Annotated in this window: 25 protein-coding genes; 14 read left to right on the top strand and 11 right to left on the bottom strand. The window is 60.9% G+C overall.

The features are described from left to right. Positions 1-5 precede the first annotated feature (5 nt). Positions 6-320, bottom strand: coding sequence for a DUF2849 domain-containing protein (locus IFT66_RS06020; RefSeq protein WP_092660729.1), 315 nt, complete (start codon positions 318-320; stop codon positions 6-8). Further along, positions 320-1,762: a siroheme synthase CysG gene (cysG, locus tag IFT66_RS06015; RefSeq protein WP_192076992.1), complete on the bottom strand. Its 1,443-nt coding sequence runs from the start codon at positions 1,760-1,762 to the stop codon at positions 320-322. The genes IFT66_RS06020 and cysG overlap by 1 nt, the downstream gene beginning before the upstream one ends. 224 nt (positions 1,763-1,986) lie before the next feature. On the opposite strand from cysG, the gene IFT66_RS06010 reads away from it, so the two are divergent. Together IFT66_RS06010 and mazG are read left to right on the top strand one after the other, a co-directional pair. Further along, a complete protein-coding gene (locus IFT66_RS06010) occupies positions 1,987-2,568 on the top strand; it encodes a nucleoside deaminase (RefSeq protein WP_192076991.1) in 582 nt (193 codons plus the stop codon). 17 nt (positions 2,569-2,585) lie between these two features. After that, positions 2,586-3,416: a nucleoside triphosphate pyrophosphohydrolase gene (gene mazG / locus IFT66_RS06005; RefSeq protein ID WP_192076990.1), complete on the top strand. Its 831-nt coding sequence runs from the start codon at positions 2,586-2,588 to the stop codon at positions 3,414-3,416. A gap of 60 nt (positions 3,417-3,476) precedes the next feature. On the opposite strand, the gene IFT66_RS06000 is transcribed toward mazG, so the two are convergent. The 3 genes from IFT66_RS06000 to IFT66_RS05990 all read right to left on the bottom strand — a co-directional run bounded on the left by IFT66_RS06000 (position 3,477) and on the right by IFT66_RS05990 (position 5,293). Further along, complete coding sequence (locus IFT66_RS06000) at positions 3,477-3,863, bottom strand: hypothetical protein (RefSeq protein ID WP_192076989.1); 387 nt, start codon at positions 3,861-3,863, stop codon at positions 3,477-3,479. Positions 3,864-4,498: 635 nt separating this feature from the next. Next, the gene (locus IFT66_RS05995; RefSeq protein ID WP_062456430.1) at positions 4,499-4,696 is read right to left on the bottom strand and encodes a hypothetical protein; all 198 of its coding nucleotides are present in this window, start codon (positions 4,694-4,696) and stop codon (positions 4,499-4,501) included. Between the two features lie 141 nt (positions 4,697-4,837). Further along, positions 4,838-5,293: a DUF3828 domain-containing protein gene (locus IFT66_RS05990; RefSeq protein WP_192076988.1), complete on the bottom strand. Its 456-nt coding sequence runs from the start codon at positions 5,291-5,293 to the stop codon at positions 4,838-4,840. Between the two features lie 304 nt (positions 5,294-5,597). Here IFT66_RS05990 and IFT66_RS05985 point away from each other — a divergent pair, with 304 nt between their 5' ends. Both IFT66_RS05985 and IFT66_RS05980 read left to right on the top strand, forming a co-directional pair. Continuing rightward, positions 5,598-6,875, top strand: coding sequence for an AAA family ATPase (locus tag IFT66_RS05985; protein WP_192076987.1), 1,278 nt, complete (start codon positions 5,598-5,600; stop codon positions 6,873-6,875). A 5-nt stretch (positions 6,876-6,880) separates the two neighbouring features. After that, positions 6,881-7,603: a hypothetical protein gene (locus IFT66_RS05980; RefSeq protein WP_192076986.1), complete on the top strand. Its 723-nt coding sequence runs from the start codon at positions 6,881-6,883 to the stop codon at positions 7,601-7,603. Between the two features lie 508 nt (positions 7,604-8,111). Here IFT66_RS05980 and uvrB read toward each other — a convergent pair. Continuing rightward, a complete protein-coding gene (gene uvrB, locus IFT66_RS05975) occupies positions 8,112-11,090 on the bottom strand; it encodes an excinuclease ABC subunit UvrB (RefSeq protein WP_192076985.1) in 2,979 nt (992 codons plus the stop codon). Between the two features lie 430 nt (positions 11,091-11,520). Between uvrB and IFT66_RS05970 the strand changes: the two genes are divergently transcribed. Further along, a complete protein-coding gene (locus tag IFT66_RS05970) occupies positions 11,521-12,999 on the top strand; it encodes a DUF1800 domain-containing protein (protein WP_192076984.1) in 1,479 nt (492 codons plus the stop codon). Positions 13,000-13,001: 2 nt separating this feature from the next. Next, positions 13,002-14,174, top strand: a complete 1,173-nt coding sequence (locus tag IFT66_RS05965; RefSeq protein ID WP_192076983.1) for a DUF1501 domain-containing protein — start codon at positions 13,002-13,004, stop codon at positions 14,172-14,174. A gap of 65 nt (positions 14,175-14,239) precedes the next feature. Here IFT66_RS05965 and IFT66_RS05960 read toward each other — a convergent pair whose 3' ends face one another. Next, positions 14,240-14,635: an acyl-CoA thioesterase gene (locus IFT66_RS05960; protein WP_062456448.1), complete on the bottom strand. Its 396-nt coding sequence runs from the start codon at positions 14,633-14,635 to the stop codon at positions 14,240-14,242. Positions 14,636-14,866: 231 nt separating this feature from the next. Between IFT66_RS05960 and IFT66_RS05955 the strand changes: the two genes are divergently transcribed. From IFT66_RS05955 to IFT66_RS05935, 5 genes are all read left to right on the top strand, one after another. Beyond that, the gene (locus IFT66_RS05955) at positions 14,867-16,696 is read left to right on the top strand and encodes a methyl-accepting chemotaxis protein (RefSeq protein ID WP_184653320.1); all 1,830 of its coding nucleotides are present in this window, start codon (positions 14,867-14,869) and stop codon (positions 16,694-16,696) included. Between the two features lie 256 nt (positions 16,697-16,952). After that, on the top strand, positions 16,953-18,302 hold the full coding sequence (locus tag IFT66_RS05950; protein ID WP_092660750.1) for an extensin-like domain-containing protein: 1,350 nt from the start codon (positions 16,953-16,955) through the stop codon (positions 18,300-18,302). A 350-nt stretch (positions 18,303-18,652) separates the two neighbouring features. Next, positions 18,653-19,480 (top strand): sulfite exporter TauE/SafE family protein, encoded by an 828-nt coding sequence (locus IFT66_RS05945; RefSeq protein WP_192077151.1) that lies wholly within the window; start codon positions 18,653-18,655, stop codon positions 19,478-19,480. 126 nt (positions 19,481-19,606) lie between these two features. Further along, positions 19,607-20,545 carry an ABC transporter ATP-binding protein gene (locus IFT66_RS05940; RefSeq protein WP_192076982.1) on the top strand — a complete coding sequence of 313 codons (939 nt, stop codon included), beginning with the start codon at positions 19,607-19,609 and terminating at the stop codon, positions 20,543-20,545. Further along, on the top strand, positions 20,542-21,303 hold the full coding sequence (locus IFT66_RS05935; RefSeq protein ID WP_062580942.1) for an ABC transporter permease: 762 nt from the start codon (positions 20,542-20,544) through the stop codon (positions 21,301-21,303). Before IFT66_RS05940 ends, IFT66_RS05935 begins: the two co-directional genes overlap by 4 nt. Positions 21,304-21,661: 358 nt before the next feature. On the opposite strand, the gene IFT66_RS05930 is transcribed toward IFT66_RS05935, so the two are convergent. Next, entirely contained in the window at positions 21,662-22,864 is a 1,203-nt protein-coding gene (locus tag IFT66_RS05930; RefSeq protein ID WP_192076981.1) for an MFS transporter, read from the bottom strand. A gap of 76 nt (positions 22,865-22,940) precedes the next feature. Here IFT66_RS05930 and IFT66_RS05925 point away from each other — a divergent pair, with 76 nt between their 5' ends. From IFT66_RS05925 to IFT66_RS05915, 3 genes are all read left to right on the top strand, one after another. Continuing rightward, positions 22,941-23,942, top strand: coding sequence for an AraC family transcriptional regulator (locus IFT66_RS05925; protein WP_192076980.1), 1,002 nt, complete (start codon positions 22,941-22,943; stop codon positions 23,940-23,942). 69 nt (positions 23,943-24,011) lie between these two features. Further along, positions 24,012-24,188, top strand: coding sequence for a hypothetical protein (locus IFT66_RS05920; protein WP_192076979.1), 177 nt, complete (start codon positions 24,012-24,014; stop codon positions 24,186-24,188). 78 nt (positions 24,189-24,266) lie between these two features. Next, positions 24,267-24,899 (top strand): hypothetical protein, encoded by a 633-nt coding sequence (locus IFT66_RS05915; protein ID WP_207105878.1) that lies wholly within the window; start codon positions 24,267-24,269, stop codon positions 24,897-24,899. Here the strand turns inward: IFT66_RS05915 and IFT66_RS05910 are convergent. The 3 genes from IFT66_RS05910 to cobS are packed head-to-tail and all read right to left on the bottom strand — an operon-like array spanning position 24,896 to position 26,643. Beyond that, the gene (locus IFT66_RS05910; protein WP_192076977.1) at positions 24,896-25,600 is read right to left on the bottom strand and encodes a TIGR02281 family clan AA aspartic protease; all 705 of its coding nucleotides are present in this window, start codon (positions 25,598-25,600) and stop codon (positions 24,896-24,898) included. The two genes, IFT66_RS05915 and IFT66_RS05910, sit on opposite strands and share 4 nt — an antisense overlap. Beyond that, complete coding sequence (locus tag IFT66_RS05905; RefSeq protein ID WP_113167041.1) at positions 25,597-25,833, bottom strand: DUF1289 domain-containing protein; 237 nt, start codon at positions 25,831-25,833, stop codon at positions 25,597-25,599. The genes IFT66_RS05910 and IFT66_RS05905 overlap by 4 nt, the downstream gene beginning before the upstream one ends. A gap of 18 nt (positions 25,834-25,851) precedes the next feature. Then, the gene (gene cobS / locus IFT66_RS05900; protein ID WP_192077150.1) at positions 25,852-26,643 is read right to left on the bottom strand and encodes an adenosylcobinamide-GDP ribazoletransferase; all 792 of its coding nucleotides are present in this window, start codon (positions 26,641-26,643) and stop codon (positions 25,852-25,854) included. Positions 26,644-26,839 lie beyond the last annotated feature (196 nt).

Raw genomic sequence — 26,839 nt, 5'->3', positions numbered from 1 at the left:
CGGTATCAGACTGCGATGAATGCCGGATCGGCGTGGCTGTAGCCGGCGGCGTAATCCATTGTGGGGCCCTGTGCACGGATGCGCTCGCGAAGACGCGTGGGCCACAGCCTGCCTTCGGTTTCCTCGACATCGATGACATTGACGTCGACAACCTTGTTTTCGGCAAAGTCACGCTTGCCGATCGCTTCCAGAGAGGAAACGGCTTCCGCATGGCGCGCCACGAGCGCGTCCTGTAGGTTTTCCGTCCAGCGGCCGGCGGCATCAAGCCAGACGGCGATGCCATCGGACAGGCGGTTGGCAGTCAGAACCTTGTCGGCCATTATTCCACTCCAATGCTTGCCCGCTCAACCGTCCTTGCAAAGGCGGAAAGCGGTTCGGACTTCTCAAAATTCGCACCAGCGACGGCTTCGCCGATAATCACCATGACCGGGCCATCGAGATCGTCCCTGGTCTCCAGCGCCGGCAGTTCCTGGAGGACGCCGTGGAACAGCTTGCGGTCGGTGCGGCTGGCATTCTCGATCACGGCGACGGTGGTGAGCGGGGAGACGCCGGCCTGCATCAGCCGTTCGGCGACCGATGCTGCAACCGTGCGGCCCATATAGACGGCGATGGTGGCGCCTGAAATTGCAAGGCTTGCCCAATCGGGCAGGGCTTTGCCGGTGAGATCATGACCAGTGGTAAAGATCAGTGACGAGGCGACACCGCGCAGCGTCAGCGGCAGTTCGAAATCGGCCGCCGCGGCAAAGGCCGAGGTGATGCCGGGGACGATCTCATAGGCGATGCCGGCTTCACGCAAGGCTGCCATTTCTTCGCCGGCGCGGCCATAGACCAGCGGATCGCCGCTTTTCAGGCGCACGACGCGCTTGCCCTGGCGACCGAGATCGACCAGCAGGCGATTGATTTCGTCCTGGCTCTTGGAATGGCAGTTCTTGCGCTTGCCGACCGAAAGGCGTTCCGCATCGCGGCGGCCCATATCGACGATCGCTTGGGGAACGAGTGCATCGTAGACGATCGCGTCCGCTTCCATCAGCACGCGCTGGGCACGCAGTGTCAGGAGATCTTCGGCGCCAGGACCTGCGCCGACCAGCCAGATCTTGCCTTCGGCCTTGCCGGTGACCGAGAGAAGATCGTCTGCGGCACGGCGGGCGGCGGTATGATCATTGGCGTCGACGGCATCGGCAACATCGCCGGAGAAGAACCGGCGCCAGAAGATTCGGCGCGAGACGCCGCGCGGGACGGCGCGTTCGACGGCATCGCGGTAATCGGTCGCCAGCGAGGCAAGTTTGCCGAGCGATGGCGACAGCATCTGATCGATGCGTGCACGGATCATCTGGGCGAGAACAGGACCCGCACCCTCGGTGCCGATGGCGATGGCGAGCGGGGCGCGGTTGACCAGTGCGGGCGTGAAGAAATCGCAGTGATCGGGCTGGTCCACGGCGTTGGACGGAATTCCGTGCTCCCGGGCAGCGATGACGATGGTCTGGTCGAGAGCCTGATCGCCGGTGGCGGCAAACACGAGCGTCGCGCCTGCCACCTGCGCGGCGGCAAAGGTCTCGCGGATCGGCTCGATCTTGTGCTCAGTGAGCCATGCCGCATAATCGGCCTGCGGATCATTCGCATAGGCGATGATCAGCGCGTCCGTATTGGCGATCAGCCGCGCCTTGGCATAGGCCTCGTCGCCGTTGCCGAACACGGCAACGTTTTTTCCGCGCACGCGAAAAAACGCCGGGAAGACCGACAGGCGTTGAAGGCTCTGAGACATGCGATTATCCTGCATCATATGATCCTGAATATCCACAATGCGGTGGCATAATTGAAGAAATGGATGTGCAAAAGGCCGGGGCGCCCGGTATTTCTGTTTCCCGTTCGCTCGCTTCTTGAGCAAAAGCCACCGCCAACCTTCCGTTCTCTGTGAGCAGCCCCACACGACCATAACCCTACAACCGTCCAATTTCGCTCTGCGGCAGACCTGGAGATGAGTGCACCATGACCATTGCTTCCCGCCTTCTCGATGTCATCGAGCACGATATCCTGCCTCTGACCCAAACGGGCGTTGCCGCCGGCAACAAGGTGTTCGGGGCGGCAATCCTGCGCAAGTCTGATCTGTCGCTGGTGATCGCCGAGACCAATAACGAGCTGGAAAATCCGCTCTGGCATGGCGAAGTGCACACGCTGAAGCGCTTCTACGAGATTGATTCCGGACTTTCCGCCAAGGATCTGATTTTCCTCTCGACTCACGAACCGTGCACGATGTGCATGTCGGCGATTACCTGGGCCGGGTTCGACAATTTCTACTCTTTCTTCAGCCACGAGGACAGCCGCGATGCGTTTGCCATTCCGCATGACCTGAAGATCCTGAAGGAGGTGTTCGGGCTGGAGCCCGGCGGCTACCGACGCGCCAACGCCTTCTGGAATTCCTACTTCATCGCCGACCTCATCGAGGCCGAGGAGGACGACGCCATCCGGCAGGACCTGAAGGCCCGGGCGGAGCGGATCAGGCAGCGCTACCAGCTGCTGTCGCAGAGCTATCAGGCCGGCAAGGCTGACAACACGATACCGCTCAATTGAAGGCCAAGGATTTCGGCATGCATGCTTCGAAGGATATTTCCCGCCTGATCGAGATCATGGCGGCGCTGCGCACGCCGGTGACCGGTTGCCCGTGGGATCTCGAACAGAGTTTCGAGACGATCATTCCCTATACGATCGAGGAGGCCTACGAGGTGGCCGATGCGGTCGAGCGGCATGACATGGACGATCTGCGCGAGGAACTGGGCGACCTGCTTTTGCAGGTCGTGTTTCATGCTCGGATGGCGGAGGAGGCCGGTGCGTTTGCCTTCGGCGACGTGGTCGAGGCCGTCACCACCAAAATGATCCGCCGGCATCCGCATGTGTTTGCGCGCTCCGATGCGGATACGCCCGGCGCCGTGAAGCTGCAGTGGGATGCGATCAAGGCCGAGGAGAAGCGCGAGCGGGCCGAGCGACGGGCGCTGCGCGGCACGACGGACACCGCCAAATCCGGCTTTCTCGGCAGCGTGCACCGCGCTCAGCCGGCGCTGAGCGAGGCGGTGAAGCTGCAACAGCAGGCCGCACGCGTTGGGTTCGACTGGTCGGAACCCGGCCCGATCCTCGACAAGATCGAGGAGGAGGTTGCCGAACTGCGCGAGGCCCTGGCGGCCGGACAGCCCGAAAAAGTGTCCGACGAACTCGGCGACCTCATCTTCGCCCTCGTCAATATCGGCCGCCATGTGGACGCCGATCCGGAGACGGCGCTGCGCGGTACCAATGCTAAATTCCGTAGACGTTTCAGCCATATCGAGACGGAGCTTGAGAGATCGGGTGAAACACTGGAGGCAGCAACGCTGGAGCGGATGGAGGGGCTTTGGCAGGCGGCGAAGGCGATTGAGCGGGCGCTGTAAGCCGGTCGCGTAGCGCCGCCTCTCTCGGCCCGGCGGGGCTGGTTCAATCCTCCGGCCGCGTTATGGCAGGGTTGGCGGGGGCAGTTTTTCGCGGGCCCGGTAGGCCGCCATCCATCGCTTGGCATCCTCGTCCGGTAGTGCGTTTCGGGCGACCTCGACACAGGCATCCTGCAATTCACGCTCGATGGCGGAGGGCGATGCGAACATCTTGCCCTGCCGGCCGAGATCGGCGCGGGCGGCAAGCGCGATGAGGTAGATCAGGGTAAAGCTTTCGGGGTAGTCGGGGCCGAAATTGATCAGACAGGCCGGGGCGCGGGTGTCTAGATCGACATGCAAGCATCGGTTGGCGCGACGGCATTCGCGCCGGAGGCAGGCCTGCGGAAAGGCCAGGATCTCTGCCGTGCAGCATGCCAGATGGGTCTCGATTTCCGTGATTTCGACAGACATGGTGCTTCTCCTGTCCGGTTTCGGATGATCCGCCCGCCGGGCAGACTCGTGCCTTGGCGATCGACGGATGGAAAATTCGGACGGGGCGCCGGAAGCTGCCTCGATATAGAAAATTGTAGGTGACACCTTTCGGCCCCCGTTCGGCGGTTTTTGCCCGCGACTGCGGTCTCTCTGCAATGACCCGGCCGGGCGGTTGTTCGCCGCCGGCTTCCCGGTGCTTCCGACGGATCAGGAATCCGGCGAAACCACCCGGCGGGCCACCTTGTGTGCCGCACAGGCACATCCGGCGCGCTCTTTCGGGCATCGGAAACCGGCGGTCGGTCCGTGACCCGCCTGTTTCCCCCGTGTCGCCGGAGGGAGACCATTTTCCGCGGACCCGGAGCATGGGGTGTTGCGTCCTTTCCCCATGACCCGCGCCGGTTCCGCCTCGCCGGGACGCCTCCCGGTGTATCCGCGACGGAACGCAGCATTATAGGCACGGAAAAAATCCATGAGGATGTAACATGCGTTAAGTCATTGAAATTTAGTGGGTCGGTGCGCCAAAATCCGCCGCAGCGCAAACAAAAGCGCTGTTATCGAGGCGCTTCTAAGGACCGGAAATGCGGGCGTTGCGCCCTCGGCGCGAAAGCTGCCGCTCAGCGCGGCGCGGTGCCGGCCAGTTTTGACTGCACGAGATCGACGCTGCCGCGAACATGGATCGTCACCGGTTTGCCACCGGCACCCGTGACCGCCAGCGCAATCACCGAGACGTCTTCCTCATAAGTGGTGACGTAAAGGACCTGAGCCTGATTGACGTAAACGGGCTGATTGTGGGTGTTCTTGAAGCCAATCATCGTGGCTGTGCTCCATCTTCGTTGTGAAGAAGGTATCGCATGGAAGGGGTTGATGGAGGGTGAATGCGGGTGGTGATGGTGTATGGGGATGTGGAGGCGCTTTGGCTGGCGGCGAAGGGTGGCGCCGCGACCCGCGCGGATCTAGTGGCCGCCGAGCAACTCGCGCAGGCCCCATTTGACCTCGCCCTTGCGGTTTTCGATGTCATCCACCTTCCAGCCACCGTTTTCGCGAACCAGCGTGTAATGCAGCGTGACCGGCGCAAAGTTGCGGAAGAACACATCGAGTTCGACGCGGTCGCCGCTTCCTTTGAGCGGCCCGAGACGCACATTCGTCGCCTCCCCATCCTGCCCTGAGATTACCGGATCGAAATCGATCGTGCCGATCTCGTCATCGGACGTACGGGTGCGATCGGCGACAAACAGCTTGGCCAGCCCGCGCGAGAAGAACGGCTGGTAAGGCGAGGGCGCATCCGCCGCCGTCTTGTCGAGATCATAGGCATAGAGCGCCTTGATCAGCGCTTCCGGGGTTTTGTAGGTCTCTGCCTGGACGGCAAAGGCGGAGAGGACGAGCAGGGTGAGGGCTATGAGGGTGCGCATTGGGTGGCCGAGGTGTTGGTGGGGTGGGGTGGTGTAAGGACACACGCTTGCAATGAGGCAATTTGGCACCGAGTCAATCAAGCACTTTTGAAGTATGAGCAATTCTCGAAGAGCCGTGGCAAAGCTTGGCCAGTTAGCTAGCAGGCCTCAATGTGCTGGACATTCTGTTGACGGAAATATAGTTGATCGCATGCAGTCAATGGTTATAACTGGATGAAGTCTGTTTACAACGCCCATCCCTGCCCGCTATGAGCAGACAAATGCGGCCCCCGCTGGCGTGATCAGACTACTGCGACGGTGAAAAATGCTGCGTTCAATTAAAATAAGTCGTTTTAAGTCGATTCGTGACATGGATCTAGATTTTGGTCGCGTCAACCTGTTTATCGGAGGGAACGGCGCAGGAAAGTCAAATTTACTAGAAGCTATCGGCGTGGTTTCAGCAGCGCTATACCGCGGCGTATCGGACAGTGAACTGGCTCGCAAAGGCGTGAGGTTGACACCCCCGGCGCTTATGAAGTCGGCTTTCAAGAACTTCGATCTGCCAAAAACCTTCCGCATTGAAGCGTCGCTTGACCCCGGAATCAATTACGCTATCGAGCTTTCTGCTAGCGAACGTGATACTCATTTAAGTTTTTTCTCGGAAAAATGCGAATTCAGGGGGACTAAAACGTTTGGGCGCAGTGGTAGAGGTGTCACGGTACTAGGAAGCAAGGTTGCTCAGAAAAGCTGGGTTTCCAGCCGAAGCTTATGGGATCAGTCCCGTGTCGCATTTCCGTATCCAGAAGAAGTGCAAACTGCATTCGACGAATTAGCCCGTTATGCTATCTATTCTCCCCAAACCGAATTTTTACGCGAAATCAAATCTGGCAAAGCCGACGAGCCGCCGGTAGGCCTTCACGGCGAAGGCCTCGCTGCAGCTGTTGCCTCATTGATGGAGCAGGCGCGGCAAATGAGGCCTTCAAAGAAGGCTAGCGCAAACGCCGAACGATCAATCCTTACTGACGCCATTTCTCTCGTCTGGCTTCCTGGGTGGACTAGAAGTGTACGCGTCGGATCGCTTGATTCGATTCTAAAATCGCGAGAACTAGCCAGCACTGATGGCAATGTCATTTACTTCATAGATCGCTTTATGAATGAAAAAAGAAATAAACTCTCAGCCTATGACAGTAGTGAAGGAACTCTTTTTCTATTATTTATGACTGTTCTTATGGCTCACCGGGATTCACCAAAGATTTTTGCTCTCGATAATGTCGATAGTGCCCTTAATCCCGCGATGACTAGGAAAGTTATTGAGTTAATAACGAGCATCTCGCGAAAGAAAACTGAAAATAATCTAGCTCTTGGCCCAGCTCAGGTGTTTCTGACTAGTCATAATCCCACGTCACTAGATGCGTTTGATCTGTTTGACGATGACCAACGAGTTTTCATTTTGTTTCGCAACGATGACGGCCATACCACCGCGAAGCGCTTGAAACCAAAGAGTGGTTGGAGCCGAGAGGACTGGACCGCAAACTTCTCCGGAAAAAAATTAAGCCAATTGTGGATTGATGGCGAAATTTCCGGCGCTTTGGGGAGTATGTGAATTCAATGCGTATTGGTATCGTTTGTGAGGGACCAACAGACTTCTACGCAATAAAGTATTTTGCCAAGACGGCGTTGTCTCGACGGGGGGTGGAAGCGGATTTTTTTGACTTACAACCCCAGATGGACGCTACCCAAGCTCCGGCGGGATGGACATACATTGAAAACTGGCTAAGGCGCATGGATCCGGTTGCCCGATCGAAGCGCTATTTCGGCGGCGGATTGTTTGAAGATGATCTTGATAAATCAAGATGCGATTTAATCATCGTCCAGATGGATTGCGACCACTTGACCGCAGATTCCTTTGTGAACTTTGTGTCTCACACCTATAGTCTCGCTCAATCGTCTGCCATGAGTAATTATAATTTTTCTGAGCTTGTATTAGGTTCTTGGTGTGGCTTGAGCCAGCTAACATCAGCAGATTCTCAGAAGTATGTTCTTTGTCCAGCGGAACAAAGTACTGAAAGCTGGTGCGTAGCGGCCTTTAAGCGAGAGGATATAGATCCTGACACCTTAAGCGGCAGCGCTTTGGTAAACAAATTCATGAGTACTTTACACCGGTCTGAAGGACGCGCGCCGACGGTTGTATATGCGGAAATTGATAAATCGATCAGACGCAGAGAAAAGTTTTGCAAGAGACACGCAGAATCTTGTTTTCCTCATGTTGAGATCTCCACATCATTTAGGATGATGATTGACAAGGTCGCTTCCGCAGCGCAGCTTGTGTAGATTCTTTTGATATTTGAAATATTCGACTTCACTTATTGTAGATTTGCCAGTTCTTTTCTCAGCTTTGACACCATTTAATTGTCATCAGAATATTTGATTGAATGTTGTCAGATTATGGGATCTTCGCTCACAAATGACAACCGCGCCGGTCTCCTTGTTTTGCCCTTCGTGCAGCGTTTCTGCTGCTTGACGTCGCCCGGAGCCGACGCCGGGCTTGGCGCGGGTGGCGCTGGGTCCTCGGATCAAGCCCTAGGATGACGGAGGAAAGGTAGCGGCTGACGGGGAGCAGGCCTCGAGGATGACGGAGAGGGTGGATGACGAGGGGGGGGGCGACGTCCGCCGTTCTTGCTCCCGTTGCATGAAAAGACCCTCTCTGTCCTGCCGGACATCTCCCCCACAAGGGGGAGACCGGCGCGTCGCTCGACCGCAGCGGGTGATCGGGTGCGCGTGCCCGTCATCCGCCCTGCCGGGCACCTTCTCCCCGCGGGCGAGGAGAAGGGATTTTTGGCTACCGTCCCGGCCGTCCCGTCTTCCCCTTCGTTCTGCGCTTTTGCTGCTTGGCGTCGCCAGCATCCTCGTAGCTGCCTGCGCCGACCTTGCCGCGGACGATGGGGCGGGGGTCGTCCTTGCCTTCGCCCCGTTCCGGCTGGCCTTCCAGCAGCGGCGAGAAGCGTTTCTTGGTGCTGATCGTTTCCGGCGGGCGTTCCGGCAGGGCGCCGGGGGCGGGTTTTTCGGTGCGGCCGACGGTCATCTCGTCGAGGGAGTTGCGGCGGAACAGTGGGGTGGCCGTGTCTGTGCCCGGGCCCATGTCGTCGAGCGAGGGTTTGGCGAAGTAGGAGGGAGACGCCTCGTCTCCGGCCTTCGCGGCTTTGCCTTTGCCACCGCCCAGCGAGGTGCGGGTGGCTTCGGCGCTGCGGCGGACGCCTTCCTGGGCCTTGGATTCCTCGCGGGCGATCGGGTCGTCCATGGTGGCGAGTTCGGAGGCCTTGAGGCGTTTGATCTCGTCGCGCAGGCGGGCAGCCTTTTCGAAATCGAGGTCGGCTGCGGCGTCGCGCATGGATTTCTCCATGGCGTTGAGATGGCTCTGCAGGTTGTTGCCCACGAGGTGGCCGCCGTCTGCAAAACCCTTGCCGGATGCGCCTGATATATCGGCGCGGACGTGGTCGCGCTCGTAGACGCTGTCGAGGATGTCGGAGATGCGGGCCTTGACCGATTCAGGCGTGATGCCGTGTTCGGTGTTGTAAGCGACCTGCTTTTCGCGGCGGCGGGCGGTTTCGTCCATGGCGCGCTGCATCGAGCCGGTGATCTTGTCGGCGTAGAGGATGACCTTGCCATCGACGTTACGGGCGGCACGGCCGATGGTCTGGACGAGCGAGGTTTCCGAGCGCAGGAAACCTTCCTTGTCGGCATCGAGAATGGCGACGAAGCCGCATTCGGGAATGTCGAGACCTTCGCGAAGCAAGTTGATGCCGATCAGCACGTCGAAGGCGCCGAGGCGCAGGTCGCGGATGATCTCGATGCGTTCCAGCGTGTCGATGTCCGAGTGCATGTAGCGGACGCGCACGCCCTGTTCATGCAGGTATTCGGTGAGGTCTTCGGCCATGCGCTTGGTGAGCACGGTGACCAGGGTGCGGTAGCCCTTTTCAGCGGTCTCGCGGATCTCGCCGAGCACGTCGTCGACCTGGCTGCGGGCGGAGCGGACTTCGACCGGCGGGTCGATGAGGCCGGTCGGGCGGATGACCTGTTCGGCAAACACGCCGCCGGCCTGTTCCATTTCCCAGTTGCCGGGCGTTGCCGACACCGCGACGGTGAGGGGGCGCATCGCATCCCATTCCTCGAAGCGCAGCGGCCGGTTGTCCATGCAGGACGGCAGGCGGAAACCGTATTCGGCCAGCGTCGCTTTCCGGCGGAAGTCGCCCCGGTACATGCCGCCGATCTGGCTGACGGAGACGTGGCTCTCATCGATGAACAGCAGCGCGTTGTCAGGGATGTATTCGAACAGCGTCGGTGGCGGCTCGCCAGGCGTGCGGCCGGTGAGATAGCGCGAATAGTTCTCGATGCCGGCGCAGGAGCCGGTCGCCTCGAGCATCTCGATATCGTAGCGGGTGCGCTGTTCGAGACGCTGCGCTTCCAGCAGGCGGCCGCCCTTTTCGAGCTCGTCGAGGCGGAGCTTCAGCTCTTCCTTGATCGACTTGATGGCGCCGTTGAGCGTGGGGCGCGGCGTCACATAGTGGGAGTTGGCGTAGATCTTGACCGATTTCAGGTCGCCGGTCTTGTGGCCGGTGAGCGGGTCGAATTCGGTGATGCTGTCGATCTCGTCGCCGAACATCGAGATCCGCCAGGCGGCATCTTCAAGGTGGGCCGGGAAGATCTCGATCGTATCGCCGCGCACGCGAAACGATCCGCGAATGAAGTTGATGTCCTGGCGTTTGTACTGCTGGGCCACGAGATCGGCGAGCAGCTGGCGCTGGTCGAGCTTGTCGCCCACGGCCATCTGGAAGGTCATGGCGGTGTACGTCTCGACGGAGCCGATACCATAGATGCAGGAGACCGAGGCGACGATGATGCAGTCGTCGCGTTCCAGCAGCGAGCGGGTGGCGGAGTGGCGCATGCGGTCGATCTGTTCGTTGATCGAGGATTCCTTCTCGATGAACGTGTCGGAGCGCGGCACATAGGCTTCCGGCTGGTAATAGTCGTAGTAGGAGACGAAATATTCCACCGCGTTGTCGGGGAAGAAGTTCTTGAATTCGGAATAGAGCTGCGCCGCCAGCGTCTTGTTGGGCGCAAGGATGACGGCCGGCCGCTGCGTGGCCTCGATGACCTTGGCCATCGTGAACGTCTTGCCGGAGCCGGTGACGCCGAGCAGGACCTGCGAGCGTTCGTTGTTGTTGATGCCCTCGACGAGGTCCTTGATGGCGGTCGGCTGGTCGCCGGCGGGCTGATAGTCCGAGGCCATGCGGATGGTGACGCCGCCTTCGGATTTCTCGGGACGGTGGGGACGATGCGGCGTCCACATCTTGCCGTCCTTGAACAGCGGGTTGCCGCTTTCGATCAGCGCCGACAGCGCCTCCACCGTGGCGGTGACGGCGCCGGTGGCGAGGTGTTCCGCCTCTTCCAGCGATACGTCCATGCCCGCGACCGGATTGAGGCCGGCGGCGGCGCGGGTTTTCGGATCCGACGAGCCGCCCATCGACGTGCCGCGGGACGATTTCGACGAGGTCGTGTGCTTGGCGGTTTTCGGCGTCTCTTTCGCGGCGGCCTTGATGGCCTCCTCGCGGGCGGCGATCTCGATCTTCTTGCGGTGCTTGCCGGCCTTGGAGGCGATCTCGCGCTGGGTCTCGACGCCGGACATTTCCGCCTCGGCTTCCAGCTGTCTCACCCAGTCCGAGACATTCCCCTCCAGCGGCGCGCCTTCAAACGACGATTGCGGGGATTCCTCGAAACCGCTGGGCTTGGAGGATGGGGATTTTTTCGGAGATCTGGCCATGGCGCGAATATGGAGGCGGGATGGTGGAAAGTGAAGAGGGGGATGAGTGGAAAATGAGTACAAAAGGGCAACGGGGTGGTTTGTGCTTTTGGCGCGGTCTCCAGCAGATCCCGAAGGCTGCCATTGTTCACAGTTCTACGATGCATAGCGTGGGCTGCGTCTCTCACATCCCCACGCCGTAAAGTGACCGGATGACAGAATGTTGTATCGACCGTGGCTGGACAGGCGAGCCGTCGTTGGCGATATCGCAGCTGATGGCATTCTTGCCGAGGCATGTCGAAATCGTTTAGAGGGGCCACTTCCGAGGTTCTTCGGTCCCAGACCGCGGTTGGCTGGCGGCAAATCGTCCGGGTCGCGAAATGGCCGTAATTGTCTTTCGTTTCGGACACATTCGTCTCCGACTCTGGGGGACTGAAACAGGAGTGGCCGGATGGCGATTTCGAGACCGACATTGGCAGCGATTCGCTACGGGTACGGATTGCGTCCCGGAGAAGAGCCGCCGCGCGATGCCGAGGCTCTGCTGGCCCAGCTTGATCAGGCTGCCAAGCGGAAACTGCGGTTTCCCCGCGAGGGAGCGGGTGGCCGCCGCGAGACGGCCTCTCGGGTGATGTCGTTGCGGGCGGCCGAAGCGAAGGCGGCGAAGGACGGCAAGCCGAACGAAAGCATTCGCAAGGAAACCCAGAAGGAAGCGCTGCAGATCTATCGGCAGGATGCGATGGCGCGGCTGGCGCAGGCGATCCTGTCGCCCTTCGGGTTTCACGAACGGTTGGCATCGTTCTGGACGGACCATTTTTCCACCAGCGCGCTCAAGTCGCTGCCGATGCGGATGGTCGTGCCTTTGTACGAGGCGGAGGCGATCCGTCCCAATCTGGCCGGGTCGTTCGCGAACCTGCTGAAAGCCGCCATGCTGCATCCCGCGATGCTGATCTATCTCGACCAGAGTGATGGTGCCGGCATGGACGCCCCCGCGGGGCGGTCGGGCGGGCGTGCCGTGAACGAAAGCCTTGGCCGCGAACTGCTGGAACTGCACACGCTGGGAGCTGGGAGCGGGTATACCCAGGAGGATGTCCGGGCCGCCGCGCTGATACTCACCGGACTGTCGGTCGATCGCCGCGCTCTCGAAGTCGTCTACCGGCCACGCATTTCCGAAGGCGGCTCGATCAGCTTGCTCGGAGAGGTTTATGAGGACGACGAGGCGGGGAGCCAGGACCATCTGCGGATGCTCGAGGATCTGGCTGTGAACCCGATGACGGCGGAACATGTCTGCCGAAAACTGGTGATCCACTTCGTTGCCGACGAACCTCCGGCGGATGTGGTTGCCGCGATGACGGCGGCCTGGGCTGAAACCGAGGGCCATCTGAAGGCCGTCTATCGTGCCATGCTGGATCATCCCCGTGCCTGGAGCGATCCTGGACAGAAGATCAAGCGTCCGTTCGAATTCGTCGTGTCCGGATTCCGAGCCGTCGACATTTCCGATAAAGACCTCTCCCGGTTGCTGGACGAGATGGACGACGATGAGCAGGAAGACGACGGACCGATGCGAAAGGCGCTGAAGATGGCCAGCAGCACGGCTGCCCGCGAGGATGCCAAGCAACGTGCCGCACGCGCCAACGACCTGACGCTTGCCGCGCTCCAGCGGATGGACCAGCCGATCTGGCAGCCACCGAGCCCGGCCGGCTATGCCGACCTGGCGAGTGTCTGGCTGTCGCCGGGCCAGCTGAGCGAGCGGATCGCCTGGGCGCGGCTGATGGCCGGCCGTTTCGGCCAGAGGCGCGATCCCGGCACGTTTCTCGATGCGGCGCTCGGGGACGCGGCGGGCCAGAATACCAGGGACGTGATTGCTCAGGCACCCGACACCAACCACGCCATCGCGATGGTTCTGGCGTCGCCCGAGTTCAACAGGAGATAGCGATGACGATCAAGCCAAGCTTTTCGCTCTCCCGCCGCGGCTTTCTGGCCGGCGCCTGCTGTGCCGCTGCCGCACCCGTGCTGACACCGGTCAGCTTTGCGGCTGCTCCTGGCGAAAGCCGGTTCGTGACGATCATATTGCGCGGAGGGATGGACGGCCTGGATCTGGTGCAGCCCTATGGCGATGCGGCTTTCGCCGGATTGCGACCGACGCTCGGTCTGACGCCCGGGACCGGACTTGTTGATCTCGACGAATTTTTCGGTCTCAACCCGGCGGCGTCGGCATTGATGCCGCTCTGGCGGGAGAATGCGCTGTCCTTCGTGCACGCGGTCGCGACGCCCTACCGCGACGGGCGCAGTCATTTCGACGGCCAGACAATGCTGGAAAACGGTGGTACCGACGCATCGCAGAAGAGTGGCTGGCTCAACCGGACGCTGGCGGTCATTCCGCGCACCGACGGCCGCAAGGCGCTCGACATCCATACGTCGATGGAACTGATCCTGAGCGGGCCGAACAAGGCCGACAACCGTCCGGGAACGGGCGACGTGGAGATGGCGCAGGACGAGATCGGCTTTCTGGAGCGGCTCTACGCAGCCGATGCGCCGTTTGCCGCGGCGATGGAGGAGGTCAAGCGGACGGGGTTTTCGGCTGACGGGTACCGCCAGAAGCGGAACCGCAGCGTCGTCGACATGGCGCGGCTTGCCGGTGGCATGCTGCGGGAAGACTACCGGATTGCCAGCTTTTCAATCAACGGCTGGGATACGCATTTGGAGCAGGCTAGCCAGTTCGGATCGATGGCTGGCGAGCTTGCCGCTGCCATCGTGGCGCTCAAGGACGCATTGGGTGCCGACGCGTGGGCCCGCACGGTGGTGCTGGCAGTCACGGAATTCGGACGTTCCGTGCGCGAGAACGGCACCGGCGGAACCGATCACGGCACCGGCGGCGTTGCCGTTCTCGCCGGCGGTGCGGTGTCGGGTGGGAAGGTGATGGGGACGTGGCCCGGTCTTGCCGAGGACAGGCTTCTGGATGGCCAGGATCTGATGCCGACCGGCGATGTGCGCGAGATCGCCGCGGCCATGCTGCACAAGCAGTTCGGCATTGCACCGGACAAGCTGACGTCGCGCGTCTTTCCCGGGCTGTCCTTCGACAGGTCCTCCATCTATCTTCAGGGGTAACTGGCTATCTACAGCGATAGACCGGCTATCTGCAGGGATCGACTAGGGCCGGTCCGACCTGGCCACTATTCTGCGGGAACGGGTCTTGGCTTGCCGTCGTCTCCCAGCGCCACCATGACGAAGGTCCCGGCCGTTACCTTTTCCAGCATCCGGTAGCGCGCGCGCTGGGCCCAGGCTTCGACATTCAGCGTGATCGAACTCGTGCCGACGCGGGTGATCTCGGTATAGACGTTCAACGTGTCGCCGATCTTGACGGGGAGCTGGAATGCCATTTCCTTCACGGCTGCGGTCACCGTGCGGCCATGCGCCCGCTCGGTGGCGCGGATGCCGCTGGCAAGGTCCATCTGGGCCATCACCCAGCCGCCGAAGATATCACCGGCTGGATTGGCGTCGGCCGGCATCGCAAGTGTGCGCAGTGTCAGTTCGCCGGTCGGAGAGGCAGGTTGCGGCTGTTCGGTCATTCGTCACGTCCTTGCTGAGTCTCGTATCTGTTGAGACCAGACTAGAGCGAAAGACGGGTCCGGCCCACCCTTGTTTTGGATTGGAGCAATGCTCCAGCAACATGGCTTGGATACATGCCGCTTTGGTGCGTGCGCACCCAATCCGAGTAAGTGTTTCCGCCGCTTACATGCTTTACGACCTGCTAACCCTCTTCACCTAAGCTCCGCGCAGTTTTACTGGAGGGGGAAACTATGCAGCGTATCGCTATTTCTTGGCGTCTCTACAGCCTTGTCGTCCTGTCGCTCGTCATTCTCGGTGGCGCGATGGTGTTCAGCCTGTTTCAAAGCTATCGTTCGTCGGAGCAGGAGCGCAAGGCGGGTCTTGCCCAGATGAACGACAACGCTGTTGCCATCCTGAAGAAGTACCAGGGTCTCGAAGCTGCTGGCACGATGAGCCGTGACGAGGCGCAGGCAGCCGCCAAGGCCATCATCAGCGCCATGCGCTATGGCGGCGGATCGGGGTATTTCTGGATCAACGACATGCACCCGACCATGGTGATGCATCCGATCAAGCCGGAACTGAACGGGTCCGACCTGACCCAGAACAAGGACCCCAACGGGAAATTCCTGTTTGTGGAATTCACCAATGTGGTGAAGGCAGGCGGTCAAGGCTTTGTCGACTATTACTGGCCCAAGCCCGGTGCCGCCGAACCGGTCGAGAAATACTCGCATGTTATCGGCTTTTCGCCCTGGGGCTGGATCGTCGGTACCGGTGTCTATACCGATGACCTAAAGGCGATGTTCCGCCAGGACGCGATGAAGTTTGCCGCCATGTTTGCGGGTGGTGCGGTGCTGCTGCTTGCCGGCGCCTGGTTTGTGGTCAGAAGCGTGACCCGACCGATCCGTCAGGTAAAGGGCGTGCTGACCGCGATTGCGGCCGGCGAGACCGGCATGGCTGTTCCGTGCACGGCTTATCCGAACGAGGTGGGCGAGATGGCACGTGCCGTCGAAGTGCTGCGTAACAGCGTCGAAGAAAGTGCGGCACTTCGGGCACGCGAGGCCGATCAGCAGCGTGCCATGGCGACGGAACGTTTTGAAAGCGAGCGCAGCAGCGGTGCTGCGGCGGAGAGACAGGCGCGGGCGATCGGCGAGCTGGGATGGGCGCTGGAGGCACTTGCCGCCGGCAATCTCTCCGTTTCGCTCGGTGATATTGGTGCTGATTATGCGAAGCTGCGGCGCGATTTTAATGCGGCGGTCGAAGCGCTTCACAATGCCATCGCTGCGATTTCGGAAACCGGCCATGTGGTGCGCGACAGCGCTTCCGACATTTCCGGCGCTACCGGCAACCTTGCCAAGCGGACCGAGCAGCAGGCTGCGGCACTGGAAGAGACGGCAGCCGCACTCGACGAGATCACCGCGACAGTCGGAACTGCGGCGGAGCGGGCTCGCGAGGCACGCGTCATGGTCGCCGAGACCAAGGCAAGTGCCGGCCGTTCCGGCGAGATCGTCCGCAGCGCGGTGGATGCGATGGGCCGTATCGAGGCGTCGTCCAGCCGCATCAGCCAGATCATCGGGGTCATCGACGAGATCGCCTTCCAGACCAATCTTCTGGCGCTCAATGCCGGCGTCGAGGCGGCACGGGCAGGTGAGGCGGGTCGCGGCTTTGCAGTCGTTGCGCAGGAAGTGCGCGAACTGGCGCAGCGCTCGGCCAACGCCGCCAAGGAGATCAAGACGCTGATCAGCACCTCGGTGCACGAAGTCGAGACCGGCGTCGCGCTGGTGCGGTCAACCGGTGATGCGCTGGTGGAGATTGCCGTGCTGGTCGAAAAGGTCAACGCCCATGTCGAGACGATCGCAACGACCGCGCACGAACAGTCGGGTGGGCTTCGGGAGATCAACGCGTCTGTCAACCACATGGACCAGATGACCCAGCAGAATGCCGCCATGGTCGAGGAGACGACGGCTGCCAGCCAGACCCTGGCCGAACAGAGCCATCATCTGCAGCATCTGCTTTCGACCTTCCGACTGAATGGCGAGGCCGTAAAGGACACTCGTCAACCGGACCGGGTTCGCGCGGCCTGAGTGACTGACGTCGATGCGCCCGTCCGCAGCTTGCGGGCGGGCGTTTTTACGCGCGGCGGACATTTGATGGTCTTCACAAAGGTGCAGTTGTAGTGTGTGGCAGCTCGCGCTGCCTGCATGAAATGACCATGAAACGGCCTCGATTGGGCAAGGCTTCGTTTACCGAATCTTCCTACAATTTGCGCTTGTGTGATTTCGGCACCAGAGGGTGGCAACTGGTATGGCGTATGCGCTTCTCGAGAAGCAGGCCCAACGGATGGCCCCGAAGACTTTTATGCGCAAAGCTTTGGCGCTGCTGATGGTCTCCACCATGCTTGCCGCCTGTTCTTCCAGCGACCTTGTTCCGCCTGCGTCGATCGATAGCGGGACGCGCGTCGGCGCGATCCAGCCTGTCGCGCCGCTGCCGCCCGACACGATCGCCCAGTCGCCCTACCAGACAAACGCCGGTTATCAGGCTGGTCCTTCGCCAGCCGCTTCGGTTGGCATGATGAATGCTCCGGTCGCCTCGAACAGCCCTCCCGGTGACGGGGGACATTATCTGCGCGCGCCGCAACCGATGCAGTCAGCCTCGCTGGCGCCACCCGTATCCTCCTCGCCGCTCGGGCAGGGCGGAATGCCCACCGCCTCGCCTGAAGAGGGCGTCAACATGGATAGCGAGCTCGGCTTCGATCCGGACGAGAGCGGTGTGACGGGCCTTGCGGAAGAGCAGGACAGCGATATCGCCGAAGGCGTCGGCGACCAGCCGGTGGTCGATGGCATCGGCACGGACAATCCGCGTGCACTGAGTGCGAGACGCCAGCCGATTTCCAACGTCGAAGATGATCGTGTCATTGTGCCGCCGAAGCGTTCCGGCGCGGGCGCGCGCGATGAAATGATGAATGACGGATTGGCCGGCGGTAGCCAGGTCTGGGGCGACCGTTCGCCCGTGACGCCGCCGAGCCGTGCGCCGGTTCGCAGCCAGCAGGTGGCGATGCTGCGTCCGAACAATCCAACGATCCAGTCGGGTCCGATGAGCGAGCCGGACAAGCCGTTTCTGCGCAACGTCATGCCGCAATCGGAAGTGAGCTGCCGGGCGGAACTGCGCCGGATGGGCGTCGAGTTCCGGGATCAGCCACGCATCTCCAACGGTCCGAGCTGCGGCGTCGACTACCCCGTGAAGCTTTCCGGTCTTTCCGGCGGCATCGATGTCAAGCCGGCGGTGACGCTGAACTGTCAGGTGACGCTTGCCTTCGCCAAGTGGGTGAAGAGCGAACTCGCACCATCGGCACGTCTGCGCTACCTCTCGGGCATCCAGAAGATCCAGCCGATGGGTGGCTATTCCTGCCGCCGCATGAACAATTCGCGGCAGCGCTACAACCCGATGTCGGAACATGCCAAGGGCAATGCGATCGATATCGGTGCCATCGTGCTGAAGAACGGTCACGATATCAACGTGCGCAAGAAGGGGCTGTTTTCCTTCCGCGAGGGCGCGCTGCTCAAATCCGTGCGGACCGACAGCTGCAAGTATTTCAACACGGTGCTCGGACCCGGTAGCAATGCCGAGCACTGGAACCACTTCCACTTCGACCTGCGCCCGCGCAAGGGCGGTCGGCGCTACTGTAGCTGACGTCCACGCTACGGTTGCCCAAGCTCACGCAGCACAAGAAAAAGCCGGCTCTGGGTTTTCACCCGGAGGCCGGCGAAAGTGGAGACGGCTCGCGGGGGGAAGCCTGTCTCCCGGTAGGAGACCCGCCTTTGGCTGAGGCGGGGTGATGCGGCAAGCGAAAGAAAATGCTGAAAAGGATCTGGTGATAACGGCCGACCGGTTTGGTGTTGCGGCACTCCAGAAACCTGGAACCGGGCGCCCATTGCTTGCCTCTGCGCAATCATGCTGTCAGAACGTCACGGGAAAATGACAGCGGCATGCAGAATCCAATTTTTGAGCGCTGCCTTCGGAGACGAACGATGCAGCCTCTCATGCCGCCGCTGGCAGACCTTTTGCCCTTCATCGCAGCACTTCTGGCAGCCGGTGTGCTGGCGGGCCTTCTCGCCGGGCTGTTCGGGATCGGTGGCGGGGCGATCCTTGTGCCGATCTTCTTTCACGTGTTCGGCCTGTTGGGCATTTCCGACGGAGTGCGCATGCATCTGGCGCTCGGCACCTCGCTTGCGATCATCGTGCCGACGTCGATCCGCTCCTTCATGGAGCATCGAAAGAAAAACGCCGATGCTGTCGACATCGATCTCCTGAAGGGCTGGATCATTGCCGTGCCGCTCGGCACGATGATTGCCGCCGTCGTCGCCGCATGGTCGTCCAGCACCGAGCTCAGGATCATCTTTGCCGTCATCTCGCTGCTTCTGGCGCTGCGGATGATATTCAACCGGGCAAGCTGGCAGCTGGGCGACGATCTGCCCAAGAACCCGGTCAAATTCCTTGTCGGTACGGGGATCGGTATTCTCTCAGGGCTGATGGGCATTGGCGGCGGCGTGATGAACAACACGTTCATGACCCTCTATGGCCGCACCATCCACCAGGCCGTCGCGACATCATCCGGCGTCGGCGTGCTGATTTCGCTGCCGGGTCTGATCGGCTACGTCTGGGGCGGATGGGGTGAGCCCGGCCTGCCGCCGTTTTCCACCGGCTATATCAACTGGATGGCGGTGGCTTTGCTGATCCCGGTGACGCTGTTGATGGCACCCTATGGCGCAAGGCTGGCGCACGCGCTGTCGAAGCGGCAGCTGGAGTTCGGTTTTGCGTTGTTTCTGGTGGGAATTTCGATCCAGTTCTTCTTGAGCGTGTTTGCCTGACACCATTGGTCGCGAAATCCGAACGCAATATTCGACTGCCTGGGGATGGTTGCACGATGGGTTGAGCCTATATCTGATGCCAATTCAGAAATTCAGTTCCCCATTCAAGTCTCCCAGCGAGTAACAATGACTTCTATCGTTTCCATCCGCCAGCTGACCAAGACCTACGGTAATGGTTTTCAGGCGCTGAAGGGCGTCGATCTCGATATCGAGGAGGGCGAAATCCTCGCGCTTCTCGGCCCCAACGGCGCCGGCAAGACGACGCTGATCTCGATCATCTGCGGGATCGTCAACCCGAGTTCCGGAACTGTCAAAGTCGGGGGCTACGACGTCGTGAAGGACTTTCGCAAGACCCGTTCGCTGATCGGACTGGTGCCGCAGGAACTCACCACGGACCAGTTCGAAACCGTGTGGAACACCGTCTGCTTTTCACGCGGCGTCTACGGCTGCAAGCCGGACCCGGCCCTGATCGAAAGGATCCTCAAGGACCTCTCTCTCTGGACAAAGAAGGACAGCATGCTGCGCGAACTTTCCGGCGGCATGAAGCGTCGCGTGCTGATTGCCAAGGCGCTGTCGCATGAGCCGAAAGTGCTGTTCCTCGACGAGCCGACCGCGGGCGTCGATGTCAACCTTCGCCGCGACATGTGGCTGGTGGTGGAAAAGCTGCGCGAAAGCGGCGTCACGATCATTCTTACCACCCACTATATCGAGGAGGCGGAGGAGATCGCGGACCGGGTCGGCGTCATCGATGGCGGCAGCCTTCTTCTGTTGGAGGAAAAGGCAAAGCTGATGACGAAGCTCGGCCGCAAGCAGCTGCGGCTGGAGCTTGCAGCACCGCTTTCCGCGCTGCCGGAAAGCCTGGAATCCTACAATCTGACGCTGTCCGACGATCGCACGACGCTGATCCACGACTATCAGGGCGAGGAAGCGCAGGACAGTATCGCCTCGCTTCTGGCGACGCTTGCGCGGGAAAACATCCATTTCCGCGATCTCTCCACGCGGCAAAGCTCGCTGGAGGATATTTTTGTGGCGCTGGTGGCTGAAAAAGCGGGAGAACAGGCATGAATTTCGAAGCCGTCAAATCGATCTATTTCTTCGAAATGGCCCGCATGCGCCGCACGCTGCTGCAAAGCGTGCTGTCGCCGGTCATCACCACGTCGCTCTATTTCATCGTGTTCGGCACGGCGATCGGTTCGCGCATCCAGACCATCGAAGGCGTGTCCTACGGGTCGTTCATCACGCCGGGCCTGATCATGCTGACATTGCTGACGCAATGCGTTTCGAACGGCTCGATCGGCATCTACTTCCCGAAGTTTACGGGCACGATCTACGAGATCCTCTCGGCGCCGGTGGCGATGACCGAGGTGCTGCTCGGCTATGTGGGGGCGGCGGCGAGCAAAGGGCTGATCATCGGTCTGATCATTCTGGCGACCGCGTCCTTCTTCGTGGAAATTCGCATCGCCCATCCATTCATGATGATCCTGTTCCTGGTGCTGACGGCTATCACCTTCAGCCTGTTCGGCTTCATTATCGGCATCTGGGCGAAGAACTTCGAGCAGTTGAACGTCGTGCCGATGCTGGTCGTACCGCCTCTGACGTTTCTCGGAGGCAGCTTCTACTCGATCGACATGCTGCCACCCTTCTGGCAGGCGGTCAGCCACCTTAACCCGGTGCTGTATCTGGTCAGCGGTTTCCGCTGGAGCTTTTATGAGATCGCCGACGTCAATCCGATGATCTCGGTCGGCATGATCGCGCTGTTCCTGGTGATCTGCCTGTCGGTGTTGGGCTGGATGTTCAAGACCGGGTATCGGCTGCGGAACTGACGGGGCGGTCTTTGCCAGCGGCAGTTACAGAAACGCCCGCAACATCAGTGCTGCGGGCCTCAGACTGCTGACAAAGGTCTTGTCTAACAACTCTCGATGTCAACTGGGACAGTGAGCCGGGTCACAAGGTCTCCTCATCCTCGCCCTTGTGGCGAGGATCCAGTCAGCTCAAGTCCTTGAGCTGAAAGAGTCTTTGACCCGACAGACGTCGGGTCGCTGGATCCCCGCCACAAGGGCGAGGATGAGGGAGAGTGGGGTGTTGCTCTCGCCAAACAAGCTTCGTCAGGGTTTATCAGCAGTCTGACGCCCGCAACATCGCTGTTGCGGGCGTTTCTTTTGGGCGGTGGTTCAGGCCTGTCTAGCCCAATGACAGTCGCCGGCGTTCGCCGCGGGCGGCCATGACCGAGGTGCCGGCGAGGGCGGCGAGGCCGAGGAACGAGATGACGGCGATCGGTCCCTGTGTTTCGATCAGGATGCCGCCGAGGACGGCACCGCTGGAGATCGCGATCTGGAAGGCGGGGATCACGAGCGCACCGGCACTTTCGGCCTCGTCAGGGGCGTGACGCACGACGAAACTCTGGATGCTGACCGGGAATGCACCGAAGGCGAGGCCCCAGAGGGCGATTGCGACAGCTGAGACGACAAGCGATGTGCCGCCGATCGCCAGTATCAGTGCCGATACGGCGACAAGGCTGCCGAAGATCGTCACCGACAGGCGCGCGCTGCGTTCCGAGACGATGCCGCCAAGGATGTTGCCGACGAAGCCTGCGATGCCGTAGCCGAGCAGGATCAGCGAGATCGTTTCGACGTCAAGCTTCGGCACGCGCTCCAGGAACGGGCGGATATAGGTGAAGCCGGCGAAATGGCCTGCGACGAAGAGGAGGATGGTGAAGAGTGCGGTGCGAATGGGCGGGCGGCGCATCAGGGCAGCGAGCGTTCCGAGACCTGCATGGCCGGTCGGTGGCAGGGCGGGCAGGGTGAAGGCCTGCACGGCCAGTGCGACCACGCCAACGGCTGCTGAGAGGTAAAAGGCTGAGCGCCAGCCGAGCGTCGAACCGAGCCAGGCGCCGAGCGGGGCAGCGCAGACGGTGGCAAGCGAGACGCCGGCCATGATGATGGCCATGGCGCGCGGCATGCGGGCCGGCGGAACGAGGCGCATGGCAAGTGCTGCCGACATGGCCCAGAACCCGCCAAGGCCGATGCCGAGCAGGACACGGGCGGCCAGCAGCATGACGATGTGATTGGCGACCGCCGCCAGCAGGCTCGATATGATCAGAAGCGTGGTCAGGGCGAGAACCGTCCAGCGCCGGTCGATATTGCGGGTGCCGATGATGACGCCGGGGCCTGCGATGGCTGCAATGACGGCGGTCGTGGTGATCGACTGGCCGGCAACGCCGGTGCCGACGCCGAGATCCGCCGACAGCGGCGTCAGCAGGCTGACGGGCAGGAATTCCGCGGTGACAAGGCCGAAGACGCCAAGCGTCAGCGATATGACAGCTCCCCAGCGCGCGGGTGTGTCGTCGGCCTGCGGCGACGTGGCTCGTTGGACGCTCATATCCATTGGTATAGACTCCTGACTGAATGATGCGCCCTGGATAGGCTTCACTCGCCGGATGATCCATGCTAGATAATCCGATATGCTTGATCATTCGTCCAAACTGACATCTGACCTTACGTCCGATCCGCTGACCGAAATGTTGCGGGGGCTTCGCCTTGATGGGGTCGACTACGGCCGCTGCCGTCTGGCCGAGCCGTGGGGAACGGCGTTTCCGGCGCAGGACGCCGCGCGGTTTCATTTCATCAAATGCGGCCGGGCGATCATCAAGACCGAATCCGGCGACTGGCAGGAGTTGAAAACCGGCGATGCGGTGCTGATCCCGCGGGGTGAGGCGCATGTTCTGGCGAGCGCTGCCGATGCGCCGACCTTGCCGTTCGAACACTACGGCCGCAAGGAAGTCTGCACCGGGATTTATGATCTGAAATGCCGCAATACGGCAGAGAGTGGCGGTACGCTGGTGTTCAGCGGCTCCCTGCGCTTCAACGTCGACCGGCTGCATCCGCTTCTCCAGATGATGCCGGAGACGATGCTGACCAGTGATCTCGCCAAGGATGATCCGGCCATTCCGCATCTTCTCGAGGCGATGACGCGCGAAGTGGATATGGACCGAGTCGGCGCCGGCGGCATTCTGGCGCGATTGGCTGACGTGCTGATGGCGACGATGATCCGCACCTGGGTGGAACACGGTTGCGGCGAGACGCGCGGTTGGATTGCAGCCGTCCGGAGCCCCGATGTCGGCCGGGTGCTCGCGGCCATCCATCTTCAGCCGGAACGCGACTGGAACAATGTGGAACTGGCGCGGCTGATGGGCATCTCCCGCTCCGGCTTCGCAGAACGGTTCGCGCGCGTCGTCGGCGAAACGCCGGCGCGGTATGTGGCAAGGGTACGGATGCACCAGGCCCGGCTGTGGCTGAAGGACGGGATGCGCGTGGCGATGGTGGCCGAGCGGCTGGGCTATGACGCCGAGGCCTCGTTCAGCCGCGCCTTCAAACGCGTGATCGGCGATCCGCCGAGTCTGTTTCGGAGAAAGGATCTCCCATCAGTTACGTCTGCTGGCCCGATTACGTCTCTGGCATCTTGATTTCCGAGAGGATCGATTGTCAGGGCATCGAAATCATGCGATTTTCCAGAGGCATCCCAGGATCCCGATATGGCAAAAAACACCGCTGAAGTTTCCACAAGAGGCGCCGTGAAGGAGCGTGTCCAAATCCAAAATCCTGTCACCGGACGCTGGGTGAAGATCGATACCGCCACTGGCCGAATAATCGACGAGAAGAAGACGCCGGGCCCTTACAAGGGCGTGATTTTGAGAGGCGTTAACCGATAGGTGCCCCTGTTATTTTCACCTCTGTCTGAAGCTGTTCTCGGGGAGCCTCCCAGAAGGTTGATTCCGAAATGTGCCTTCGTGATGCGTCAGTTGGGGGATCCTCCGCATATCGATATCGCGATCAAGGACGCGGTCGAGCAAAAGCTTGCAGACGCCGGCTACAAGGCGGTCGATGCAAGTAGCACAACCGGCGGGAAGGACTATCTGGAGAGAATACTGGGGCTGATCCGGTCCACCGGATTTACCATCGCAATTTTCTCGGAAGATACCCGCTCGACGGCGATGGCAAATATTGCCTTGGAGCTTGGGTTTGCGGCCATGAGCGGCAAACCTCTTATCATCGTAAAATCAAAAAATGGAACGGCTCCCTCCGATCTCAAACGAACGGACTGGGTAGAATACGATCCCTATGACGTAGCCTCTTTTGAAGAGAACTTCGGCAAGGCGTTGCAGGAACTTTCGACTTTCGAGCATTTTGAGAGGGATCTTCTGAGCTTGGCGCTCGAGGCGAGATCGATCGACTGTGCGATCGCTTTAGAGCGATGCAACAAAGGCTTCCTCCTCTCCGCCGAGAGGAGCTTCATCGAGGGTGCCAAGACAATCCTCGCAAGGGTAGACGGCATCAAGGATGACGTGAATATCAGCGACCTTGAAAGGTTGCGGCTGGAAATAAAAGCCTGCATTCGTCAAGCCGAGGCGGCCTTGGACTAATCCTTCAGCCTCAGCTCGTCGGACTGCATCTGCATCGAGCTGAGTGTGGAGAGGAAGGTCATGCCGAGGAGGCTCTCGTCGAGCCTGCCTTCTTCCGCCACCATGGCGCGGACATCGCGTCTGACGATCGGGCCGATCGAGACTTCGTTCAGGCGCACGGGTGCTGCCTGGGCGCGGCCGTTGGCGGTCATGACAGTTACCGAGTAGCTGAGTGCCGAAGGATCGAGACCGATCCGGTTGGCATCCTCGTAGGTCAACACGATGCTGCTGGCGCCGGTATCGACCAGCATCGGCAGGACCTTGCCGTCGACGCCGACATTGGCCTTGAAATGGTCGCCGAGCGTCTTGTGGATGACCACTTCGCTGCTGCCGTCGCTGGATGTGGTGACGACCGCGGTGCCGGGCATCAGCCCTGCCGTCATGCGGGCACCAAAGCTGCTGAAATCGTTTCGGTAGAGATAGCCCGCAACCAGCGCCATGATGATGACAAGCCAGATGGCAAGCTGGCGGGCAACGGTTCCGAGGTTGCCGCGGCGGCCCTGCAGGACGCCGGCGGATAAAAGTGCGGCGATCGGGATCAGATAGACGAGGCTGCCGAAATCCTCGTTGGCCATGCCGAATGTGCGGCCGCTGTCGTGGTTGTAGACGAGCAGCGCCAGACCGGCACCGAGGATGAGGAGGACAACGGTAAAGCCGTTCATGCGGTGGTTGTTTCCTTCCTGACGGTGGCGTTTGCTGTTCTTCTGCGCTTGAGCTCACCGAGCTTTTCGGGTTCGACGGTGTCGAGCCGTGTGGGCAGCAGATCCATCAGCTGAACGCGCTCGTCATCGGTGAAACCGGTCCATCCGGCTATCTCGTCGCCGGTGCGTCCGCAGCCGAGGCAAAAGCCTGTTTTCATGTCGATCGAACATATCAGTGTGCAAGGCGAAATCATCGCGTCCATATCGTGGGTTCAGAGGCCGAGAGCAAGGGCTGATAACAGGGCGATCTCGCAGAGTTGTTGCGTGGCACCGATCGTATCACCGGTATGCCCGCCGAGTTTTTTCGAGACGTAGCGGGTAAATCCCCAGGCGGCGGCGGCAGACAGGGCAAGCGCGATCAGCGCATGCAGCAGGCCGAAACCGGGTATGAGCAAGACAAGGCCGGCGGCAGCGCCGATCACGAGCGCGATGTTGCGGGCGTCGTCGTCGGGCATTCCGGCACCGGCTGCGACGCCGTTGTTTCGAGCGGGGGGCAGGGCGCGCCAATGGGCAACCAGCAGTGCGCGGCTGACGGCGGCGCTGGAGAGAAGGGCAAGAGCCGCCGCTTCCGGCGAAAGCCGCGCAATGCCGGCCAGTGCTGCGGCACGCAGGCCGAAGGATAGACTAAGCGCGACGACGCCGTAGGAGCCGATGCGGCTGTCCTTCATGATGAGGAGCGCATGATCTGCATCGCGTCCGCCGCCAAGACCGTCGGCGGCATCGGCAAGGCCGTCTTCGTGCAGCGCGCCGGTCAGGAGGGTGATCAGTGCGAGAGCGATCACAACCGGCAGGAGCGTATCTCCAGCGGTTGACTGGATGCTGCAGAGGCTCAGGAGAAGGAGAGCGGGAAGAAACGCGATCAGCAATCCGGCGACCGGAAAGGCGCGCACGGCGCGTGAGACGGTGCCATCATAGCCGGCAAAGAAGCGATCCGGCACGGGCAGGCGGCTGAGGAACCCTACCGAGCGGGCGAGATCTGCAACGAAGTGGTTTGCGTGTAGCAGTTTGTCTCTCCTGCCTTTGCGAGGCCTGTTTTGAGAATGGGTTTTTCGGCCGCAGCCTTTTTGACCTTGTCCCGTCCGACCTGACCTTGTCGCGTCGCTGATAGCCGATTATGAGATGGCGCATAAAGTATGATTTGCTGAATGATCAATCCCTACCCGATCCAGCGTCAGAAGACGATACCGCCCGAAAAGACCG

The sequence above is a fragment of the Rhizobium sp. CFBP 13726 genome, assembly GCF_014841925.1.
In the GTDB taxonomy this organism is placed as follows: Bacteria; Pseudomonadota; Alphaproteobacteria; order Rhizobiales; family Rhizobiaceae; genus Neorhizobium; species Neorhizobium soli.
This window is presented reverse-complemented; position numbering and strand designations above follow the sequence as displayed.

Excerpts from the sequence above, each read along its gene's own strand:
- IFT66_RS05980 (WP_192076986.1), top strand. The coding sequence starts at position 6,881 with ATGCGTATTGGTATCGTTTGTGAGGGACCAACAGACTTCTACGCAATA.
- IFT66_RS06020 (WP_092660729.1), bottom strand. The coding sequence starts at position 320 with ATGGCCGACAAGGTTCTGACTGCCAACCGCCTGTCCGATGGCATCGCC.
- IFT66_RS05905 (WP_113167041.1), bottom strand. The coding sequence starts at position 25,833 with ATGATTTCGCCTTGCACACTGATATGTTCGATCGACATGAAAACAGGC.
- cysG (WP_192076992.1), bottom strand. The coding sequence starts at position 1,762 with ATGTCTCAGAGCCTTCAACGCCTGTCGGTCTTCCCGGCGTTTTTTCGC.
- uvrB (WP_192076985.1), bottom strand. The coding sequence starts at position 11,090 with ATGGCCAGATCTCCGAAAAAATCCCCATCCTCCAAGCCCAGCGGTTTC.
- IFT66_RS05965 (WP_192076983.1), top strand. The coding sequence starts at position 13,002 with ATGACGATCAAGCCAAGCTTTTCGCTCTCCCGCCGCGGCTTTCTGGCC.
- IFT66_RS05970 (WP_192076984.1), top strand. The coding sequence starts at position 11,521 with ATGGCGATTTCGAGACCGACATTGGCAGCGATTCGCTACGGGTACGGA.
- IFT66_RS05935 (WP_062580942.1), top strand. The coding sequence starts at position 20,542 with ATGAATTTCGAAGCCGTCAAATCGATCTATTTCTTCGAAATGGCCCGC.
- IFT66_RS05910 (WP_192076977.1), bottom strand. The coding sequence starts at position 25,600 with ATGAACGGCTTTACCGTTGTCCTCCTCATCCTCGGTGCCGGTCTGGCG.
- IFT66_RS06010 (WP_192076991.1), top strand. The coding sequence starts at position 1,987 with ATGACCATTGCTTCCCGCCTTCTCGATGTCATCGAGCACGATATCCTG.
- IFT66_RS05930 (WP_192076981.1), bottom strand. The coding sequence starts at position 22,864 with ATGGATATGAGCGTCCAACGAGCCACGTCGCCGCAGGCCGACGACACA.
- IFT66_RS05950 (WP_092660750.1), top strand. The coding sequence starts at position 16,953 with ATGGCCCCGAAGACTTTTATGCGCAAAGCTTTGGCGCTGCTGATGGTC.
- IFT66_RS06000 (WP_192076989.1), bottom strand. The coding sequence starts at position 3,863 with ATGTCTGTCGAAATCACGGAAATCGAGACCCATCTGGCATGCTGCACG.
- IFT66_RS05990 (WP_192076988.1), bottom strand. The coding sequence starts at position 5,293 with ATGCGCACCCTCATAGCCCTCACCCTGCTCGTCCTCTCCGCCTTTGCC.
- IFT66_RS05920 (WP_192076979.1), top strand. The coding sequence starts at position 24,012 with ATGGCAAAAAACACCGCTGAAGTTTCCACAAGAGGCGCCGTGAAGGAG.
- mazG (WP_192076990.1), top strand. The coding sequence starts at position 2,586 with ATGCATGCTTCGAAGGATATTTCCCGCCTGATCGAGATCATGGCGGCG.
- IFT66_RS05925 (WP_192076980.1), top strand. The coding sequence starts at position 22,941 with ATGCTTGATCATTCGTCCAAACTGACATCTGACCTTACGTCCGATCCG.
- IFT66_RS05960 (WP_062456448.1), bottom strand. The coding sequence starts at position 14,635 with ATGACCGAACAGCCGCAACCTGCCTCTCCGACCGGCGAACTGACACTG.
- IFT66_RS05995 (WP_062456430.1), bottom strand. The coding sequence starts at position 4,696 with ATGATTGGCTTCAAGAACACCCACAATCAGCCCGTTTACGTCAATCAG.
- IFT66_RS05940 (WP_192076982.1), top strand. The coding sequence starts at position 19,607 with ATGACTTCTATCGTTTCCATCCGCCAGCTGACCAAGACCTACGGTAAT.
- IFT66_RS05955 (WP_184653320.1), top strand. The coding sequence starts at position 14,867 with ATGCAGCGTATCGCTATTTCTTGGCGTCTCTACAGCCTTGTCGTCCTG.
- IFT66_RS05945 (WP_192077151.1), top strand. The coding sequence starts at position 18,653 with ATGCCGCCGCTGGCAGACCTTTTGCCCTTCATCGCAGCACTTCTGGCA.
- IFT66_RS05985 (WP_192076987.1), top strand. The coding sequence starts at position 5,598 with ATGCTGCGTTCAATTAAAATAAGTCGTTTTAAGTCGATTCGTGACATG.